This window comes from Pseudobdellovibrio exovorus JSS (genome assembly GCF_000348725.1).
Taxonomy (GTDB): domain Bacteria; phylum Bdellovibrionota; class Bdellovibrionia; order Bdellovibrionales; family Bdellovibrionaceae; genus Pseudobdellovibrio; species Pseudobdellovibrio exovorus.
This window is the reverse complement of record NC_020813.1, coordinates 171,352-188,376: the sequence shown is the minus strand read 5'-3', so window position 1 is coordinate 188,376 and position 17,025 is coordinate 171,352. Positions and strand designations below refer to the sequence as shown.

Annotated in this window: 16 protein-coding genes and 1 tRNA gene; 11 read left to right on the top strand and 6 right to left on the bottom strand. The window is 42.5% G+C overall.

Annotation, left to right across the window (positions count from 1 at the left end):
- Window positions 1-59 precede the first annotated feature (59 nt).
- The 5 genes from A11Q_RS00920 to A11Q_RS00900 all read left to right on the top strand — a co-directional run bounded on the left by A11Q_RS00920 (window position 60) and on the right by A11Q_RS00900 (window position 4,767).
- A complete protein-coding gene (locus A11Q_RS00920; protein WP_015468895.1) occupies window positions 60-917 on the top strand; it encodes an ArsA family ATPase in 858 nt (285 codons plus the stop codon).
- Window positions 914-1,960 (top strand): ArsA family ATPase, encoded by a 1,047-nt coding sequence (locus tag A11Q_RS00915; protein ID WP_015468894.1) that lies wholly within the window; start codon window positions 914-916, stop codon window positions 1,958-1,960. The genes A11Q_RS00920 and A11Q_RS00915 overlap by 4 nt, the downstream gene beginning before the upstream one ends.
- A gap of 66 nt (window positions 1,961-2,026) precedes the next feature.
- Window positions 2,027-2,848, top strand: a complete 822-nt coding sequence (locus A11Q_RS00910; protein ID WP_015468893.1) for a tetratricopeptide repeat protein — start codon at window positions 2,027-2,029, stop codon at window positions 2,846-2,848.
- Complete coding sequence (gene gshA, locus A11Q_RS00905) at window positions 2,845-4,119, top strand: glutamate--cysteine ligase (RefSeq protein ID WP_015468892.1); 1,275 nt, start codon at window positions 2,845-2,847, stop codon at window positions 4,117-4,119. The genes A11Q_RS00910 and gshA overlap by 4 nt, the downstream gene beginning before the upstream one ends.
- Window positions 4,120-4,155: 36 nt before the next feature.
- Window positions 4,156-4,767, top strand: a complete 612-nt coding sequence (locus A11Q_RS00900; protein ID WP_015468891.1) for a hypothetical protein — start codon at window positions 4,156-4,158, stop codon at window positions 4,765-4,767.
- A gap of 187 nt (window positions 4,768-4,954) precedes the next feature.
- Here A11Q_RS00900 and A11Q_RS00895 read toward each other — a convergent pair whose 3' ends face one another.
- Window positions 4,955-6,451, bottom strand: a complete 1,497-nt coding sequence (locus tag A11Q_RS00895; protein ID WP_148285010.1) for a leucyl aminopeptidase — start codon at window positions 6,449-6,451, stop codon at window positions 4,955-4,957.
- A gap of 284 nt (window positions 6,452-6,735) precedes the next feature.
- On the opposite strand from A11Q_RS00895, the gene A11Q_RS00890 reads away from it, so the two are divergent.
- Together A11Q_RS00890 and clpX are read left to right on the top strand one after the other, a co-directional pair.
- Complete coding sequence (locus tag A11Q_RS00890) at window positions 6,736-7,344, top strand: ATP-dependent Clp protease proteolytic subunit (protein WP_015468889.1); 609 nt, start codon at window positions 6,736-6,738, stop codon at window positions 7,342-7,344.
- 8 nt (window positions 7,345-7,352) lie between these two features.
- Entirely contained in the window at window positions 7,353-8,636 is a 1,284-nt protein-coding gene (gene clpX / locus A11Q_RS00885) for an ATP-dependent Clp protease ATP-binding subunit ClpX (protein WP_015468888.1), read from the top strand.
- Between the two features lie 90 nt (window positions 8,637-8,726).
- On the opposite strand, the gene A11Q_RS00880 is transcribed toward clpX, so the two are convergent.
- Window positions 8,727-9,929, bottom strand: a complete 1,203-nt coding sequence (locus A11Q_RS00880) for a hypothetical protein (protein WP_015468887.1) — start codon at window positions 9,927-9,929, stop codon at window positions 8,727-8,729.
- A 358-nt stretch (window positions 9,930-10,287) separates the two neighbouring features.
- Here A11Q_RS00880 and lon point away from each other — a divergent pair, with 358 nt between their 5' ends.
- The 4 genes from lon to A11Q_RS00860 all read left to right on the top strand — a co-directional run bounded on the left by lon (window position 10,288) and on the right by A11Q_RS00860 (window position 14,907).
- The gene (gene lon, locus A11Q_RS00875; protein WP_015468886.1) at window positions 10,288-12,786 is read left to right on the top strand and encodes an endopeptidase La; all 2,499 of its coding nucleotides are present in this window, start codon (window positions 10,288-10,290) and stop codon (window positions 12,784-12,786) included.
- A 257-nt stretch (window positions 12,787-13,043) separates the two neighbouring features.
- The gene (locus A11Q_RS00870) at window positions 13,044-14,165 is read left to right on the top strand and encodes a winged helix-turn-helix domain-containing protein (protein WP_015468885.1); all 1,122 of its coding nucleotides are present in this window, start codon (window positions 13,044-13,046) and stop codon (window positions 14,163-14,165) included.
- Window positions 14,165-14,755 (top strand): hypothetical protein, encoded by a 591-nt coding sequence (locus A11Q_RS00865; RefSeq protein WP_015468884.1) that lies wholly within the window; start codon window positions 14,165-14,167, stop codon window positions 14,753-14,755. The genes A11Q_RS00870 and A11Q_RS00865 overlap by 1 nt, the downstream gene beginning before the upstream one ends.
- Before the next feature lie 76 nt (window positions 14,756-14,831).
- Window positions 14,832-14,907, top strand: a tRNA-Val gene (locus tag A11Q_RS00860).
- Between the two features lie 18 nt (window positions 14,908-14,925).
- Here A11Q_RS00860 and A11Q_RS13230 read toward each other — a convergent pair.
- From A11Q_RS13230 to A11Q_RS00840, 4 genes are all read right to left on the bottom strand, one after another.
- The gene (locus tag A11Q_RS13230) at window positions 14,926-15,999 is read right to left on the bottom strand and encodes a DUF1402 family protein (RefSeq protein WP_015468883.1); all 1,074 of its coding nucleotides are present in this window, start codon (window positions 15,997-15,999) and stop codon (window positions 14,926-14,928) included.
- 113 nt (window positions 16,000-16,112) lie between these two features.
- Window positions 16,113-16,451, bottom strand: coding sequence for a monovalent cation/H(+) antiporter subunit G (mnhG, locus tag A11Q_RS00850; RefSeq protein ID WP_015468882.1), 339 nt, complete (start codon window positions 16,449-16,451; stop codon window positions 16,113-16,115).
- Complete coding sequence (locus A11Q_RS00845) at window positions 16,448-16,714, bottom strand: MrpF/PhaF family protein (RefSeq protein ID WP_015468881.1); 267 nt, start codon at window positions 16,712-16,714, stop codon at window positions 16,448-16,450. The genes mnhG and A11Q_RS00845 overlap by 4 nt, the downstream gene beginning before the upstream one ends.
- Complete coding sequence (locus A11Q_RS00840; RefSeq protein ID WP_158320343.1) at window positions 16,708-17,022, bottom strand: Na+/H+ antiporter subunit E; 315 nt, start codon at window positions 17,020-17,022, stop codon at window positions 16,708-16,710. Before A11Q_RS00840 ends, A11Q_RS00845 begins: the two co-directional genes overlap by 7 nt.
- Window positions 17,023-17,025 lie beyond the last annotated feature (3 nt).

Sequence of the window (17,025 nt, the reverse complement as noted above, 5' to 3'; positions counted from 1 at the left end):
TCTCCTTATCGTGCTATTTTAACAAAGAGGCAAATTAGAGGAAAAATTAGGCAAAGGCAATGGTAAAAAGAGCGCATTTGGTGACAGGCAAAGGAGGGGTCGGAAAATCACTATTTTCTGCCGCTTTAGCTTATCATTTCAGCAAGAAAAACACCTCGGTTCTGCTGACAGAACTAACTGAGCATTCTTTCTACAAAGACTTCCTGAGTTTACCGGAAATTTCTTACAAACCCCGCCCTTGGAAAAAGCCCCATTTAGACATCAGCCAATGGCGTCCCGAAGACACTTTACGTGAATATGCCTTACACCTACTGAAGATCGAAAGCCTGTATAAACTCTTTTTTGAAAACCCTGTTTCAAAAAGTCTGATCCAAGTGGCTCCGGGTTTACAAGAGCTAGCTATTTTAGGAAAACTCACCTCGTCCCCTCGCCAACATGGGCCGGCAATGAACTATGACGAAATTGTAGTGGATGCCCATGCCAGCGGGCACTTTCTAAGTCTACTGCGAGCTCCGTCCGCTATGAACGAAGCTATTCCTTTCGGCCCGATGGGTGAACAATCTAAAAATATAGATAAGTATTTACACAACCCAGAGTTCACCCATATTCATCTTGTCACTTTGCCAGAAGAACTGCCGATCACCGAAAGCATTGAGCTACATCAACAGCTTAAAAAAGAATTTGGGCTGAACGCGCGTATGTACCTCAATAAAGTTTGGAATCTTTCAGAAAGCGAGCTTTCTAAATTTTCCGCAGAGGCCCAAGAGACTTTAGAAAACATCATCACGCAAGAAGCATGGGCTCGCAAAGAACTGCAAAAAGCTAAGATCAGTTTTACAGAGCTTCCGTTGATTCCTGAGTTAAATTCAGAAGTGCTAATACAGGCACTGTCCGAACACATCGAGGTTTCAACATGATGCAATTACGACCGCAAACAAAAACTCTGATCTGTATTGGTTCTGGTGGAGTCGGAAAAACCACGATGTCTGCGGCTTTGGCCACAGGCCTTGCTTTCGAAGGTAAAAAGATATTGGTCTTGACCATTGACCCTTCGCAAAGGCTGGCACAGGCGCTCGGAATACGCACGGATGGTGAAATCGAGCAAGTGAAACTCCCTGCAAAAGCTAAAGGTGAACTGTGGTCTTGTGTGATCAACCACAAAAAAACTTTCGAATGGTTTTTAAAAAATGCCTCTGGCGAAGCCCACGAAAGTGTGGAAAAGATTCTGCAAAACCGCCTTTATCAACAGCTCTCGGGTAGATTGAGTGGCTCACAAGAGTTCACCTCTTTGATCAGCCTGTACCGCTTTGTTTCCTCTAAAGAATATGATCTGGTGATTTTAGATACACCTCCCTCGCAACACACGTGGAGCTTCTTAAAGGCCCCTGAAAAAATTTCGGCGCTGTTTAATGAAGGCGTTGCCAGTTGGTTTCGAAAAGCTGCTGACAATGACTCACGTGGAGTTTTCAAAAAATTGATGAATGTCGGAACGACTCAAGTAATAAAAGCCCTTGAAATGATGACTGGCTCTCAGTTTATGAAAGAGCTTTCGGCATTCTTTCAAGCTATCCAAAAGTGGCAAGGCCCTCTTGAGTCTTATATTATGAATTGCCATCGTCTATTGGTGTCACCCGACACAGAATTTATCATGGTGACGTCTTTGGATAGCTCTCGCCTAGTAGAGGCACAAAAACTCAGCCGTGAAATTCTAAAACAGGGCTATCGCCTGACAAGTGTGGTCATCAATCGCGTCCCTGTTTGGACACAAGAGACCTCAGCCATCACGTCAGATCATCTTAAAGAGATCGCAAAGTACTATGCTCAAATAGAACAGGATTTAACGGCTCATCTAGGGCAAATGAAGAAGAATCTTAAAGTTTATAAATGCCCTGAACGCTCGCTTAAAAGTGAAGATGTGGACGCTTTAAAACAAACCTACGACAGCCTGCAATCCCTTTAGTTAATAGTAACATTCATAGTGACGTTTCTGTGTACAAATCTGGCGACTTAAGACAGAATACATCGCATGCCAAGTCGTCTATTTAAACTTCTACTGATCTGCTCTGCATCCCTATTGCTGGTTTCGTCGTGCACGTCCACTTCTGAAGTATTCACTGTGCCGAACTCAGTATCGTCAGAAAGACGTCAAACTTTTGAAAATGCAGAAGCGCTGTTTGCCGCTCAAAATTATGAAACAGCCTTGCCTCTGTATATTCGCCTAAGCCAAAGCGCAGGAAATCGCTTTGATCCTATTAACGATGAGTCTTTGTGGCGCCTTGTTCAGATTTATGAAAAAAATGATGAGTCCGAAAAAGCCCTTTTAGCTTTGGATGAACTCAGCCAAAAAAGTTTTTCAATAGCTCAAGAAAAAATTCTATTGGCACAAATTAAGAATTTCACAAAAACGGGAAATCGCGCGCAGGCTCAAGAGTCTCTTGCTAAGTTCGATCGCCTTTATCGCCAGAATTACTTAAGCACCTCTGAGCTTTATGACTATCTAGAAGAATCTTTAGATCTCAATTACGACCGCAAAGCGATAGAAGAAGCTGTCTTTTTAGGTGATATCCAAAAATACTTTGTCTTCATCATGGAAGGCTCATCTTCACCTGAAAACGAAAAGGCCACTGAGCTTTTAATTCAGACCTATAACCGCTTTTTCCATTTACTGAAGACGGGCCTGCTATCTGCTGAGTTCAAACATCAATTGTCGATTGCACTGCTAGATCAATTGCGCCTATTTGATCGCTACAAACTGGATGGACTAAGCCAAAACCCTAAAACAATTTTAAAATTTTCTGAATATTCTAATAAGCAAAAACAATTTTTAACTGAAAGCTTTTTCAAATGAATTTCGTTCACAATTCTCCTGCACAAAGTCATGTTCACGATCAAATCTGTGCCCACTATCCCGAGCTACAAAAATGGTTTAGCTCTTTGACGAGCAGCTTGAGCTATCCGATCTATTCCAGTTATGACATTCGTGATTCGGGGTATAAAATTGCCAACGTCGATGCCAATATCTATCCGGCAGGCTTCAACAATATTTGTCCTACGGACAAAGAAACCTCAGTTGATCTATTTAAAAAGTATATTCAAGTGCATTATCAATTTGATGTGAAAAAAATTCTATTGGTTACAGAAGAGCACACCAAAAATCCTTACTACCTAGAAAATGCAGGAACAATTGCTCAGCTTCTAACAGAGGCTGGCTATGACGTCCGCATGGCATTCCCTCGAGATTTACCGGAAACACTTACTCTTGAGTCTGTAACGGGTCGCAAATTACAAATTGGCAGCGGCTACGAAAATTCAGCATGGATTAAAGATTTTCAACCTGATTTAGTGATCAGCAACAATGACTTTTCTTTAGCTCTGGAAGAATGGGCGCAGCAATTGACTTTGCCGATGAATCCTCCACGTGAGCTGGGCTGGTATCAAAGAAAGAAGTCTCGCTATTTTAAGAACTACAATGCTCTTGCCGATGATTTCGCTAAAATTGTACAGGTCGATCCCTTCTTAATGCGTGTGGAAACAGAAGAGTTTCTGACGTTCGATATCAACAGCGATCAAAGCCGCGACCAGTTGGCTCAGCAAGTGGATCAGTTTTTGAAGAATCTAAAACAAAACTATCAGAAACAGGGCATCACCGATGAGCCTTTCTGTTTTGTTAAAAACAATGCGGGAACTTACGGCTTAGGCGTGATCAAGGTAAACTCTGCCAGTGAAATCAAAGAGTGGACTTACAACGCCCGCAAAAAAATGAAAGCGGCTAAAGGTGGTCGCAGTATCGAGCAAGTGATCATTCAAGAAGGCATTCCTTCTGTCGTGAAAGCGGATGAGGCCGCGGCTGAGCCTGTGATTTATATGATCGGCTGTGAATTAGCCGGTGGATTCTTAAGAACACACGCCGAAAAATCCTCTACGGAAAGTTTGAACTCCCCCGGTGCGGTCTATAAAAAGCTCTGTGTGACGGACCTGTACGATGATCGAGCCCGTTGCCCGCAAGAGAACGTCTATGGATGGTCGGCGAAGCTAGGGTTACTCGCCATTGGTCTGGAAGCGAAAGACATGAATATAGAATTTAGCAGATATACAAAAGCACGTTGTGGTAGCATATAAGCTCTGAACCTTTATTAAAAGAATAAGGAAGCTTTTATGCCATCGAATATCAAGGGTATCGTATTTTCATTACTTTGTTTCACTTTTGGATTGAGTTTGTTTTTCTCGATCTACCAATCGCCAGAAAGTCGCCGTGTGCCCGCTTCTGCACAGGGACCGATCTATCAATTGCAAAACATGAGCGCTGAAGAAATTCAAAGCCAGTTAAGATCTAAAATTCGCATTCGCCCAACAACGGCTGAAGGCATCAAGACCATCGCTTTTGCTGACGTGTCTTCTAATGTCTGCAAAACCTACTCAAATATCGAAATGGAATTTTACGCTGAAGGTGTGAGTGTGGCAGGTGAGCCCACAACAATGACAGTGACTGCCGGTTGTAACGGAGCTAGCGCGAATGTGGGTGAATTAGCTGCACTCAGCTTCCCAGTGACTCGCATCACTTCTGAAAAGCCAAGAAACAAGTCTTTCACTTTCAACGATCACAACGCCACTGTGAGCTTCACAAACGTGGCTGATCAATGGCCAACAACTTGGGTTTTAAAACAAATTCGCTTTCAAGGTGAACAAGGCACAGAAGCCAAAGCTGCTTCTTTCGGCCGTACACCAGCCTCTGCCACAACGGAAAATCCGATTATCTTGCAATTTTAAGGTAGGCCGTACCTTATCCGGAAATATAGACGACTTAAAAACAAAAAGACCGGTATCCCAAAGGATCCGGTCTTTTTTTATTCACACCACTTAGTTATTCAGTCAGCCCTTCAAGTTTAGATTCAGACGCCAGCTTCCGGGCTTTACTTTGCCCCACGCTGTGCGTCCGTAAACAGGGCCTGGCACCCTAGAACTGTTTGGCGATTTCTACGAATGTGCGCACCATCACGCCTGTTGCTCCTTTAGGTGAGCAGTAGTTCAAGCGGTTACCACAAGCCCAAGCTGTGCCTGCGATATCAAAGTGAGCCCAAGGAATTTCAGAGTCGACGAATTGTTCTAAGAAAGCCGCCGCTGTTGCAGAACCGGCTCCGGCTGCGCTTGAGATATTCGAAAGGTCAGCAAATGTACCTTTCATATCTTTTACGTGAGCATCAGTTAACGGCATATTCCAAACTAGCTCTCCAGAAACGTCCGCTGCTTTTTCAACTTTACCTTTTAAGCCAGAGTTACGAGTGAAGTAACCTGTGTGAACATTTCCTAAAGCCACAACCATCGCACCAGTCAAAGTCGCAGCATCAATGATCGCTGCTGGTTTTTGTTCTGAAGCGTAGCAAAGAGCATCTGAAAGAATCAAACGACCTTCAGCATCTGTGTTGTTCACTTCGAATGTTTTTCCGTTACGAGCCGTGTGCACATCACCTGGTTTTGTCGCGCGACCGCTTGGCATATTTTCTGTTGCTGGAACAAAAGCAATGGCATTGATTTTCAATTTCAATTGAGCAATCGCTAGCATTGTTCCGATCACAGCAGCACCGCCACCCATGTCGTACTTCATTTCTTCCATTTTAGCGCCTGGCTTTAAGCTGATACCACCCGTATCAAAAGTTAAACCTTTACCGACAAAGGCAATTGGTTTTCTTGATTTAGCAGCACCATTGTATTCCATCACGATAAAACGTGGCTCTTCATCAGAACCGCGAGCCACGCCTAATAGACCGCCCATTTTTTCTTTTTCGATACGTTTTTTATCCCAAGCGGTTACTTTCAAACCTGTGCCCTTAGCGGCTTTGATCGTCTCTTCCGCTAAAATTGTTGGCGTCATAAAGTTACCTGGCATATCACCTAGGCGTTTTGCGAAGTTCGTGCAAGCAGCCAATACTGTCCCTTGGCGGAACGCATTTTGTACGGCTTTATCTTTAGCCGCTGCGCTCACTAAATGAATTTCAGCCGTTACAGCTTTTTTGTCTCCTGATTTTAATTCGTCGAAGGCATAGGCTGCTAATTGCAAACCTTCTACAAATGCCTGAACGTAATCAGCTAACTCTTTTTTACTAGATGTTAAGCCGTCGATATGAACAAAAACTTCTGTCGATTTCAAAGATTTGATTTCTTTGCAAAGGCCAGCGCCCGCCTGACGAACGATTTCGTGAGTTAATTTGCTATCAGTACCTAACCCGATCGCAATCACATTGCGGTAACCTAAAAATCTGGCTTCACGGAAAGCTAAAACTTCACCGGCAGCACCGCTCACTAGCTTTTCTTCTAATGTCGTCTGCAATGCTTTTGCTGTTTCTGCATGAGTGATCTTTGCAGGCTTGTTTTTATCTGTGTTAGCCTTAGAAAAAACCACCAGAGTTTGCCCGCTGAGTGAGTTGATTTCTTTCGAATGTAAATGAATTTGTATAGCATTTGGTGCTTGTGACATTTAGGGTCTCCTTACTCCTATTTTCAAAAAAATCATTATGTCTCAAATTGAGAAAATGGTTAAGAACTATTCACTTCTCAACAAACTCGACTAGACTGGTCATCGCCAAATTGGGACACCCTGATTATTTTCAACTGATTTTCAGTGGAAACTTAAAGATCGAGGGCCATTGAGCCGAATTTGGATGAGGCGGTCCAACTCAAGCCTTGCTGAATTTGGATCGTACGAAAGATAACGTTTCAACCACTTATACAGGAGACTGCGTGCCACTACTACCTTACGTCATAGAACAAACATCCAAGGGAGAACGCTCTTACGACATCTACTCGCGACTTTTAAAAGATCGTATCGTGATTTTGGGCAGCGCTGTTACAGACGAAGTGGCAAATGCCATTGTCGCTCAATTCTTGTTTTTAGAGGTGGATAACCCTGAAAAAGACATTCACTTTTATATTAATTCTCCGGGTGGAAGCGTGTCTGCGGGAATGGCGATTTACGATATCATGCAATTCGTTAAATGCGACGTGGCGACTTACTGTATGGGTATGGCAGCCAGCATGGGTTCATTACTACTTACGGCTGGTGCTGCAGGTAAACGCTACACAATGCCGAATTCACGCATCATGATCCATCAACCTCTATTAGCTGGTGGTGGTCTTTCTGGTCAGGTCACTGACATTGAAATCCACGCTAAAGAGTTAATTAAAACGAAAGAAAAACTAACTCGTATTTATGAAAAACATACGGGTAAGGATTATAACACCCTTCACGCTGCTATGGAGCGTGATAACTTTATGGATGCGGAAACAGCGAAAAGTTTTGGTCTGCTAGATCACATCGTAACTTCGCGTAAAGCAGTTAAAAAAGGATAAGTGAAGATATGTCGACAAATAGTTTACGTTGTTCATTCTGCGGTAAAGGTCAAAAAGAAGTTAAAAAATTAATCGCTGGTCCGGGCGTGTACATCTGTGATGAGTGTATTGACCTGTGTATGGATATTATCGACGAGGAAAAAGACAAAGAAGTCGCTGTCAAAGGCACCTTCCGCGTTCCAAAGCCTCTCGAGATTAAATCATTCTTAGATGACTATGTTATCGGTCAGTTGCAAGCCAAAAAGACCATTGCGGTAGCGGTACATAACCACTACAAGCGTATCAATGCTCTTCAAGGTAAAAAGTCTGCTGATGTCGAGTTACAAAAATCAAACATCTTGTTAATCGGTCCTACTGGTTCCGGTAAAACATTGATTGCACAGACAATTGCTAAAATCCTTAACGTTCCATTTGCTATGGCAGATGCGACGACATTAACCGAAGCCGGTTATGTGGGTGAAGACGTGGAAAACGTCGTCTTAAATCTGTTGCAAGCAGCCGACTACGATATCGAAAAAACAAAACGTGGAATTATCTACGTGGACGAAATCGATAAAATTTCTCGTAAGTCTGAAAATCCATCTATCACTCGCGATGTCAGCGGTGAAGGTGTGCAGCAAGCTCTATTGAAAATCCTCGAGGGAACTGTGGCTAACTTACCGCCAAAAGGTGGTCGTAAGCATCCACAACAAGAGTTCATTCAAGTCGACACCACCAACATCTTGTTTGTCTGCGGTGGTGCTTTCGTAGGACTAGATAAAATTATCGAAAATCGTACTGTGAATAAGTCTATGGGTATCGGTGGCGACATTGTTTCTGCCAACGAGGCCGAACAAGGGGACTTACTCAGCAAAGTCGAGCCAGATGACTTAGCGAAGTTCGGTTTGATCCCAGAGTTCATTGGTCGTTTACCATGTATCGCGACTTTAGCTCCGTTAAACGAAGCTGCTTTACAAGATATCTTGGTGCGTCCTAAGAACGCTCTAGTAAAACAGTATCAAAAGCTGTTCTCGTTCGAAAACGTAGACTTAAAGTTCACCGATGCTGCGATTCAAGCCATCGCTCAAGAGGCCTTGAAACGTAAAACTGGTGCCCGCGGTCTTCGTGGCGTGATCGAATCTTCAATGTTAGATGTTATGTTCGACGTACCTGGTATGACGAATGTAAAAGAAGTTGTTGTGGATGAGCACGTGATCCGTGAAGGTCAACAGCCGAAGATGGTGTACTACACAGATGAAGAGATGAAAGCTCGCCAAGAAGCAGCTAATAAAAAGCAAAGCGAGTCTGCTTAGATCTTGTAGTTCAGACAAACTGGCTCAGATAAACTGAATCCTAAAACAAAATCAAAAAAGCCGTTTAGACTTTACAGCTAAGCGGCTTTTTTATTTTGAAGATTGTACCGTCGAAGTTTTCGGAGGAAAAGCTAGCAGCATCTGATGGATCTGAGCCGCCAGAAGATAATTTCCTAACTCGTTCAGATGTCCATCGCCCGCAATAACACCGCGCTCTTTCCACTCATGTATAGAGGACGTATCGTATATCTTTAGTTTGACTCCATGCTGACGCAGTTCTTGCGTCAGCGTTTCCGTCAGCTCGCGTGCGCCCCCAACGGGATAGAAATAAAAATCGTAACCTTGATTTTCATAGAACTTTTTGAGTTCCAATAGCAAGCGAACGAATTTCTTTTCATCTTCTACACCAAATTTTTTAGATTTTTCAAAGCCGATAAAATCTAAAAAAGCACTCTTAGCTAGAATTGAGTAAAAGAAGGCTTTATAGGGGTTGCTGGTGTCATGTCGACCTAGGTTAACAAGCTTACCCTCTTTATCAAAATCATAATCACTTTTGCGCAATGCCCATGAGCGACGTTCTTCGCGGTAACAATTCAGCGAACAAAATGTTCTTTCCAGATGGTCGTAAATAAAGCTGTAAATCACAACCCCACCTTGATCATTTATATCTTCAAGACGCTTTTTGTGAACAATATCATCTAAAGAATCGTTTAATCCACCTGCTGGAATCCCTAAGTTATATACATTGTATTCGGGATAGCGATGCTTCATAAAAGTCGGCATCGTGTAGGCATCATTAACCCCTGTACCAAAAGTAAAGGAGCACCCTACAAAAATCATGTTGGGTTTATATTTTGAAATTTCTTGATGGGGCAAGCGACGGCGCCCGCGATGGTCCATCCCATAATAAGCGTTATAGATGACGCGATTATGAGTCAGATTGATCATACGATTATGAATTTCACGGATATCTGGGAACTGCTCGAAACGGCGAGCCAAATCTGCCGCCCATATCGGTGTGGAGGTCTGTTTGTTATTTGGAAAATGACTGAGCTTATCCGCAATGTCTTCATTGGGCCGTTGAAAGTCAGCATACCTGCGCTGTACATCTTGCAAAACCGTTTTCGGCAAGCGCTCTTCTTTGGGAAAATTCGTATTCAAAGGGGCAATCTCTGCCTCTTTTGGGGAAATCCATCCCTGACGAGCGTTAAAGCGAAAAAACATCTCGGTCAAAACTAAACACGAAACGAACGCTACCACACTCAGTGTCAGGTTTGCGGCCATGCGCTTCATCGATTTAGTCCTTTTGCTCCACCGACAAGGGAAAATCCTCCAACTGGACCCCAAGAAATAGGAGCTGGCATAAGTCTTAAACTAAGATGAGTGAGACATTTTTTCATTATCACAAAAAGGTTAATATTTTTTTTCAAAAAATTCATTCTTTAAACTCTTTAAAATCGAGATCAGGACAAAATATGACTTATTTTTTATCACTTTTTCAACTCGATGTATTAGGCCTAGACCACTTCTAAATTATAGCAAGTATTACGAATTTTTACGTGATTTTAACCCTGAAAACTTTAAACTAAATCTAAGAATACGGTGTCTTATAGACGCCCGCCTCTGTAACCTTTGGAAGGAGTCCTGAACCATGAGCGACACTAAAACACAACAACTGCCCTTACTTCCTTTAAGAGATCTGATCATATTCCCACATATGATGATGCCTCTTTTCGTAGGTCGCGAAAAAAGTATCAACGCGCTTGAAGATGCCATGAGCAAACAGACAGACATCGTTCTGGCTGCGCAAAAAGATGCTAAAACCAATAACCCTGATGAAAAAGATATCTACGCAGTCGGCACAGTCGGCGCGATCATCCAATTGTTACGCTTGCCGGACGGCACAGTAAAAGTTTTGGTTGAAGGTAAACGCCGCGTGCGCATCAAAAACTTCGTGGCTAACGAAGGTCACTTTGTTGTGAACTGCGAACCGGTACCTGAAGATGTCTCTAACCCGACAGAGGCTTCGGCCTTAGTCCGCTCGGTTAAAGGCACTTTCGAAACTTATGTAAAATTGAACAAACGCATCCCTCCTGAAATTTTAATGCGCGTATCGAGCATCGAAAATCCAGGTGAATTGGCTGATATCATCGTGGCTCAGTTAAACCTGAAGCTAGAAGATAAACAGGCTGTTCTTGAAATCTTGGATCCGACAAAACGTCTTGAGCATTTGTTGAACTTGATGACAGGCGAAATCGAAATTCTAGAAGTAGAAAAGAAAATCCGCACTCGCGTTAAGAAACAGATGGAAAAGTCTCAGAAGGAATACTACCTGAATGAGCAAATGCAAGCCATCCAGAAAGAATTGGGCGAAAAAGACGACTACCAAGCTGAATTGGACGACTTAAGCCAAAAATGTAATGACAAGAAAATGCCGAAAGAGGCAAAAGACAAAGTTCATAAAGAGATCAAAAAATTAAAAATGATGTCTCCGATGAGCGCCGAAGCCACTGTGGTGCGTAACTACATTGACTGGGTTCTTTCGTTGCCATGGCAGGAGTACTCAGAAGATCGCCATGATGTGAAAAATGCAAAACGCATCTTGGATGAAGATCACTGGGGATTAGAGAAAGTAAAAGAGCGTATCTTGGAATACCTTGCCGTTCTTTCACTTTCTAAAAACATGAAAGGTTCGATCATCTGTTTGGCGGGACCTCCAGGTGTGGGTAAAACATCTTTGGCTCGCTCTATCGCTGAATCTCTGAACAGACCATTCGCTCGTATCGCTTTAGGCGGTGTGCGTGATGAAGCTGAGATTCGTGGTCATAGAAAAACATACGTAGGCGCGATGCCAGGTAAAATCCTGCAAGCACTACGTAAAGTCGACAAAGGTAATCCGGTTCTGTTGTTGGACGAAATCGATAAGATGGCCAATGACTTCCGCGGTGACCCAGCGTCAGCGATGTTAGAGGTTTTGGACCCTGAACAAAACATGAACTTCGCCGATCACTATCTTGAGTTAGAATATGACTTATCTAAAGTGATGTTCGTTGCTACAGCGAATAACTTGGGAACAGTTCCAAGACCACTTTTAGATCGTATGGAAGTGATCTACTTAGATGGTTACATCGAGCAAGAGAAGTTCCATATAGCTAAGAACTACTTAGTTCCTAAACAAATCGAAGCTCACGGTCTAAAAGACTTCAAAGTTTCTATTCAGGACAAAGCTGTTCGTGATGTGATCCGCTACTACACTCGCGAAGCGGGTGTGCGTAACTTAGAAAGACAATTTGCTAACGTATTCCGTAAGGTAGCGAAAGACATCGTGATGTCTCAGTCTATCGACGATTTCAGAAAAGATGCTGTGACTGAAAAAACTACGGCAACTAAGGGTAAAGCCGCTAAAGGTAAAAAAGCCGCTACTAAAAAAGCTTCTGAAGGTTACGTTGTAACACAAGAAAAAGTGATCGAGTTGATCGGTCCACATAAATACAAATTCGGTGAGATCGAAAAACAAAACGAAATCGGTCTTACAAACGGATTGGCATGGACAGAAGTTGGCGGAGACTTGCTGGCTGTTGAGGTCAGTGCAGTTCCGGGTAAAGGTAAATTCACCGTTACCGGCCAATTAGGCGATGTGATGAAAGAGTCTTGTGTGGCAGCTATGTCTTACGCTAGATCCCGTGGACCTCTTTTCAACTTAGATAAAGAGTTCTATGAAAACATCGACATCCACATCCATTTCCCAGATGGAGCGACTCCGAAAGACGGTCCTTCTGCTGGTATCGCCTTAACGACTTCGATCGTATCTGCGATGATGAAGATTCCGGTAAAACGTACTGTGGCGATGACAGGTGAGGTTTCACTTCGCGGTAAAGTGTTACCAATCGGTGGCTTAAAAGAGAAAATCTTAGCGGCTCATCGTGGTGGCATCAAAACTGTGATCATTCCGAAAGAGAATGAAAAAGATTTGAAAGACATCCCGAAAGAAGTTGTTAAAGAACTTAAGGTTATCTTGGTAGACCACGTAGATCAGGTTTTGATCAACGCTTTGGATATCAAAGGCCCGAAAGATCTTTTCAAAGCTCAAAGTGGACGCGAGTTAGGTATCAAGGCTCACTACACAGGCCAACAAGACCACGCTCACTGATAAAAACAGTCAAAATGATCGAAAAAGGCGCTATTTGCACAAAATAGCGCCTTTTTTATTGCCCAAAGACATTTGCCTTATTTTTGTGCTCCATATAAAAAATTCTTACATGAGTCTGAAGCTTCCAAAAAACCTAATGATTTCAATGCCTAAATAGGCCTCTGAATTTTAAGCGATTTGCTTTGCTTCGTTTTCTACATGGTTTGTTGACCATACATTTCAGAATCTGTACAACGGCCTTCTTTCGAGGTGCTTAAATGTCAAACCAAGCCGAACGCTTACATGAGATAGGAAAGTTATACTGTGATCGTGGTGATTACAGCTTAGCTTTGCCGAATCTACAGGAAGCCGCAGCCCTAATGTTGGCTGAAAAAAAATTCGATGGGTTCCTGAAGGCCACGCAAATGGTCCTCAGAATTCACGCTGAACGCGAAGAACATGAAGAGATCAATAAAATCAAAGAATCCCTGCATGATCTTGTTATTCGCGAAGGCCTAGAACTTAACGCTAAAACTTACTACATCTTGGGAACCTGTGCCGTTTACAAGGGACAAGCAGACAGCGCTGAGGCCTATTTCAAAAAATCTTTAGAGATCTCGTTAAAAGACGATCACAAAGAAAATATCTGTCATGCGATTTTAGGTCTTTCTATCGCTTATCGTATGCAACAAAAGTACGAACTCGCTTTAAAAGAGATCTACAATCTGAATATTTTCTTACAGGTTTTAGATATTCCTGAATTGCGTATCGCTTCTGCCAATTCGAATGCTCGCATCTTGATGGATCTTAAAAAATTCGAGCAGGCCCTTGATGTTCTTTGGGGCGCTTATGAAGAAGTTAAAACTATCAAAAATCTAGGTATCTCTATCTATTTGATGGCCAACATCGGTATCGTGTTATTTGAATTAGGTCAAAAAGATGCGGCGAAGATTTACTTGAACCTAGCAGCGAAATCGATTGATCCTTCTTCAAATAATTTCCTTTTGAAAAATGTTAAAAACTATTTAGAACAGTTAGACAACAATGGCGGTTCAGATACAGATCTAGTTTTTGATTTAGAAAATCACGCCATCATTGAAAGATCTTTGGGTAAAATTGACTTTAAAAATCAATTCATCCTCTTAGACTTATTGAAGCTGTTCATCAGCAACAAGGGTCAGATCTTCTCAAAAGAATACCTTGTCGAGCACGTCTGGAAACAGGATTACAACCCTGATGTTCATGACAACAAAATCTATGTGACGATCAAACGCCTACGCAAAATGATCGAACCAGATTACGACAAACCTAAATATATTTTCAGAGCGAAAAATGGTTATTACTTAAATAAAAGTGCCAAAGTTGAGTTGAGCGAATCTAGAGCTGAGGGGGCTTTATAATGAAATTATCTGGAAAGTTTTCTATGAAAAAAATGACAATGTGGATTTCAATAGTGTTTATGACTTCATTGTGGAGTGCTTCTGCAAGTGCGCAATGTGATAATTCAAACGTTCTTAAAGGTGGCGTTGATATTCTACCATGGTCTGTGGTTCAACCGTTCCCATGGGATAATATTGCAGGTTACTGGCAATTAGGTGACAGCAGCGTATTCATCAAAGCTCGCGTGCTGAGCTCTACGAATAAACGCAAAATTTTACAGTTATCTATTCATGCAGAGGGTATCTGCTCGAAGGCATCGGCTCGCGGTACGGGTTATGTGGACGTAACTGAAAAGAACGTAGTTCGTGCCCTTATTTCTGACCATATGTACAAGTATCAGTTCAAAATGGGTCTATTTGATGCCCGTGATATCCAAGACACCTTGGCTCTATCGTGTAAGCAAAACATCGTGGCTGTATCCGTACAAATGCTGGGCTTTACTGAAGGAGCTCGCACAAACGGAGCTCCATTAGACATCGGAATGAAAGAAACACAGAACCTTGTGTTGAAAAAAGTTGCATCTGATGCTGAAGGACTCTGCAAAAAGTAGAGTCCTTCAAAAAAGACTTGTGTCTTCAAGAAGAGAAGATTATAAAAATCTTCTCTTTCGGTTGTAAAACCGTTTCAGGGAGTTAGCTCAGTTGGTAGAGCGCCACCCTTACAAGGTGGATGTCATCGGTTCGAACCCGGTACTCCCTACCATTTTTTCCTATCTATTGATCAATATTTAAGCTCTTTTGTCTCTAAGTAATTTTGAATCTCGTTTTCGAAGTGGTTGATGTACCAACCCATGTAGTTCACTTCTGGAGCTGATCCATTTTTCTTTAAAAAATAATAGGCCCGTTGGTATTCATCACCCACATTATACAGGGTTGTTGTCAGACCTGCATTCTGACTGATGTCGATCTGACCCACCGACTTATACACTTGAATGGATACGTACGCCATCGCCGCAATGTAAGCGAGCATTTCTTTATTTCTAAAAACAATTTTGAAAGGTTCTTTCATATCGGTCAGCGAATAAGTTTTATAGTTGTAACCTAGCGGCGCTGTTTTTTCAGCGACGATATCAGAAACACTCCACAATAAGAACGGCTGCACTTGGCCCAGTCCAAAGGTGCCTTTGCCTTTATTCGAGATCTGATAAAACCACCATATAAAATCACGATTGCTACCATTCGCTAAATAGCTAGAGCGATGAAGTAAGCACCGCCATTTCCAGTAATTCAACGTCTGCAAATTCATGCAACCCTGTGTTTGTGGATCATCTACAATCATCTGCATTCGCGACGACATCACACGAAAATCTTTTTCTGTGAACATCTTAGCAAAGCTATCCTGTATCGTTTTGTCGATGGCACCATTGAACGAATTTTCACCGATGATTGGTCCCAAAATATGAAGTGGATGAATTTGAAAAGCTTCCGCTAATTTTACAGCTTCAGCCAATAAGCCCTGTTCATTAAGTGCATCTAAAATTTGTGGGATCTTAGATTTTCCCAACGCCAAGGCAAACTCAGTCTCTTTTGCTAGGCTCAGAAGTGCTGGTAAATCCCCAGTGACCGCAGCGCGAGCTTGCGCCAGCCTAGGAATCGCCGGAATTGCAGCTTGCAGACCATTCCCTTTTGCAGCGACACGTAGCGATCCTGAGGTGCCCTGCTGGGAATTAGAGTGGAAGGCCTGATTCAAATCATCATAAACAGATAACGAACTGGCGAAGACAGGTGTGGCCATCAGAACCAAAGCCACAGATTGCAGAATAAAGTGATAAGCCTGTTTTACTCGAATGTGCATACGGGCAATGAAAGCGAAGAGTGTGCCAGTTCAAATCGCACTCAGTGCTTTGTGAGCCCATAAGTCGGCCCAGAAGTGACTAAAAGTCCTACACCCTGTTACAGAGCTATCAGTTACTGATTCTTTTTAATTTCCTCAAGTAACTCTTTCCCCTGTGTTTGTGGCAAGAGGTTTTCATCAGTTAGCACCGCAGCTCTTCCTAATAGATGCGAGGCAATCGGAGTCGAAAGCCAAAGAAGCAATATCGTTAATATTGCTTTAAAAGATTCTGCCCAAGTCACGGTATGAATAATTACAGCACAAAAAATTAAAGTGAGTCCCAACGTAGACGCTTTAGAAACTGCCGCCATCCGAGTTAACGCATCTTGAAATCGCAAAGCTCCGAGTGCTGCTAAAAGTACAAAGCCCACGCCCATTAGTAAAAATAAAGCTACAAGTATGTCCTGTATCATTCTGCCTCCCGTGATTCTGTATAACGGGCAAAACCTATCGTTCCAACAAAGGCCACCACACTGAGCAACAGGCCAACATCTAACATAATAGATGTATCGAGCCACAGAAAGGCTATGGCCATCAAGCCAATCGCAATAGAAGCAAAAAGATCAAAGATCACGATACGATCAACTGTACTCGGGCCTTGCCAAAGACGAATAATAGCAAACAGCAACGCCATCATCATCACTACGAAAGCAATTACAAACACCGCGTTTAGCATCCGACCTCCATCAATTTTCTTTCAAAGCCACTTTTAATTTGAGCGACGACAACTTCAGGACTGGTCGTATGAGTGACATGCACATACAAATGTTTTCGATCCGAGCTGATGTCTAAGCTGAGTGTTCCCGGCGTTAGTGTGATCATTGAACTTAACAATAGAAGTCCACGCTCTGTTTTTATATCCAGTGGAACTTTGATAATAGCCGGATGAATATACTTTGGTTTTTTAAAAACCAGCTTTGCGATTTGGACGTTCGCAACAAAAACTTCTTTTAAAAAGTATCCTATTAATAAAACTATTCGCATGAC

Excerpts from the sequence above, each read along its gene's own strand:
- A11Q_RS00880 (WP_015468887.1), bottom strand. The coding sequence starts at position 9,929 with ATGAAGCGCATGGCCGCAAACCTGACACTGAGTGTGGTAGCGTTCGTT.
- A11Q_RS00840 (WP_158320343.1), bottom strand. The coding sequence starts at position 17,022 with ATGCGAATAGTTTTATTAATAGGATACTTTTTAAAAGAAGTTTTTGTT.
- A11Q_RS00910 (WP_015468893.1), top strand. The coding sequence starts at position 2,027 with ATGCCAAGTCGTCTATTTAAACTTCTACTGATCTGCTCTGCATCCCTA.
- A11Q_RS00865 (WP_015468884.1), top strand. The coding sequence starts at position 14,165 with ATGAAATTATCTGGAAAGTTTTCTATGAAAAAAATGACAATGTGGATT.
- A11Q_RS00870 (WP_015468885.1), top strand. The coding sequence starts at position 13,044 with ATGTCAAACCAAGCCGAACGCTTACATGAGATAGGAAAGTTATACTGT.
- mnhG (WP_015468882.1), bottom strand. The coding sequence starts at position 16,451 with ATGATACAGGACATACTTGTAGCTTTATTTTTACTAATGGGCGTGGGC.
- gshA (WP_015468892.1), top strand. The coding sequence starts at position 2,845 with ATGAATTTCGTTCACAATTCTCCTGCACAAAGTCATGTTCACGATCAA.
- A11Q_RS00915 (WP_015468894.1), top strand. The coding sequence starts at position 914 with ATGATGCAATTACGACCGCAAACAAAAACTCTGATCTGTATTGGTTCT.
- clpX (WP_015468888.1), top strand. The coding sequence starts at position 7,353 with ATGTCGACAAATAGTTTACGTTGTTCATTCTGCGGTAAAGGTCAAAAA.
- A11Q_RS00900 (WP_015468891.1), top strand. The coding sequence starts at position 4,156 with ATGCCATCGAATATCAAGGGTATCGTATTTTCATTACTTTGTTTCACT.
- A11Q_RS00845 (WP_015468881.1), bottom strand. The coding sequence starts at position 16,714 with ATGCTAAACGCGGTGTTTGTAATTGCTTTCGTAGTGATGATGATGGCG.
- lon (WP_015468886.1), top strand. The coding sequence starts at position 10,288 with ATGAGCGACACTAAAACACAACAACTGCCCTTACTTCCTTTAAGAGAT.
- A11Q_RS00920 (WP_015468895.1), top strand. The coding sequence starts at position 60 with ATGGTAAAAAGAGCGCATTTGGTGACAGGCAAAGGAGGGGTCGGAAAA.
- A11Q_RS13230 (WP_015468883.1), bottom strand. The coding sequence starts at position 15,999 with ATGCACATTCGAGTAAAACAGGCTTATCACTTTATTCTGCAATCTGTG.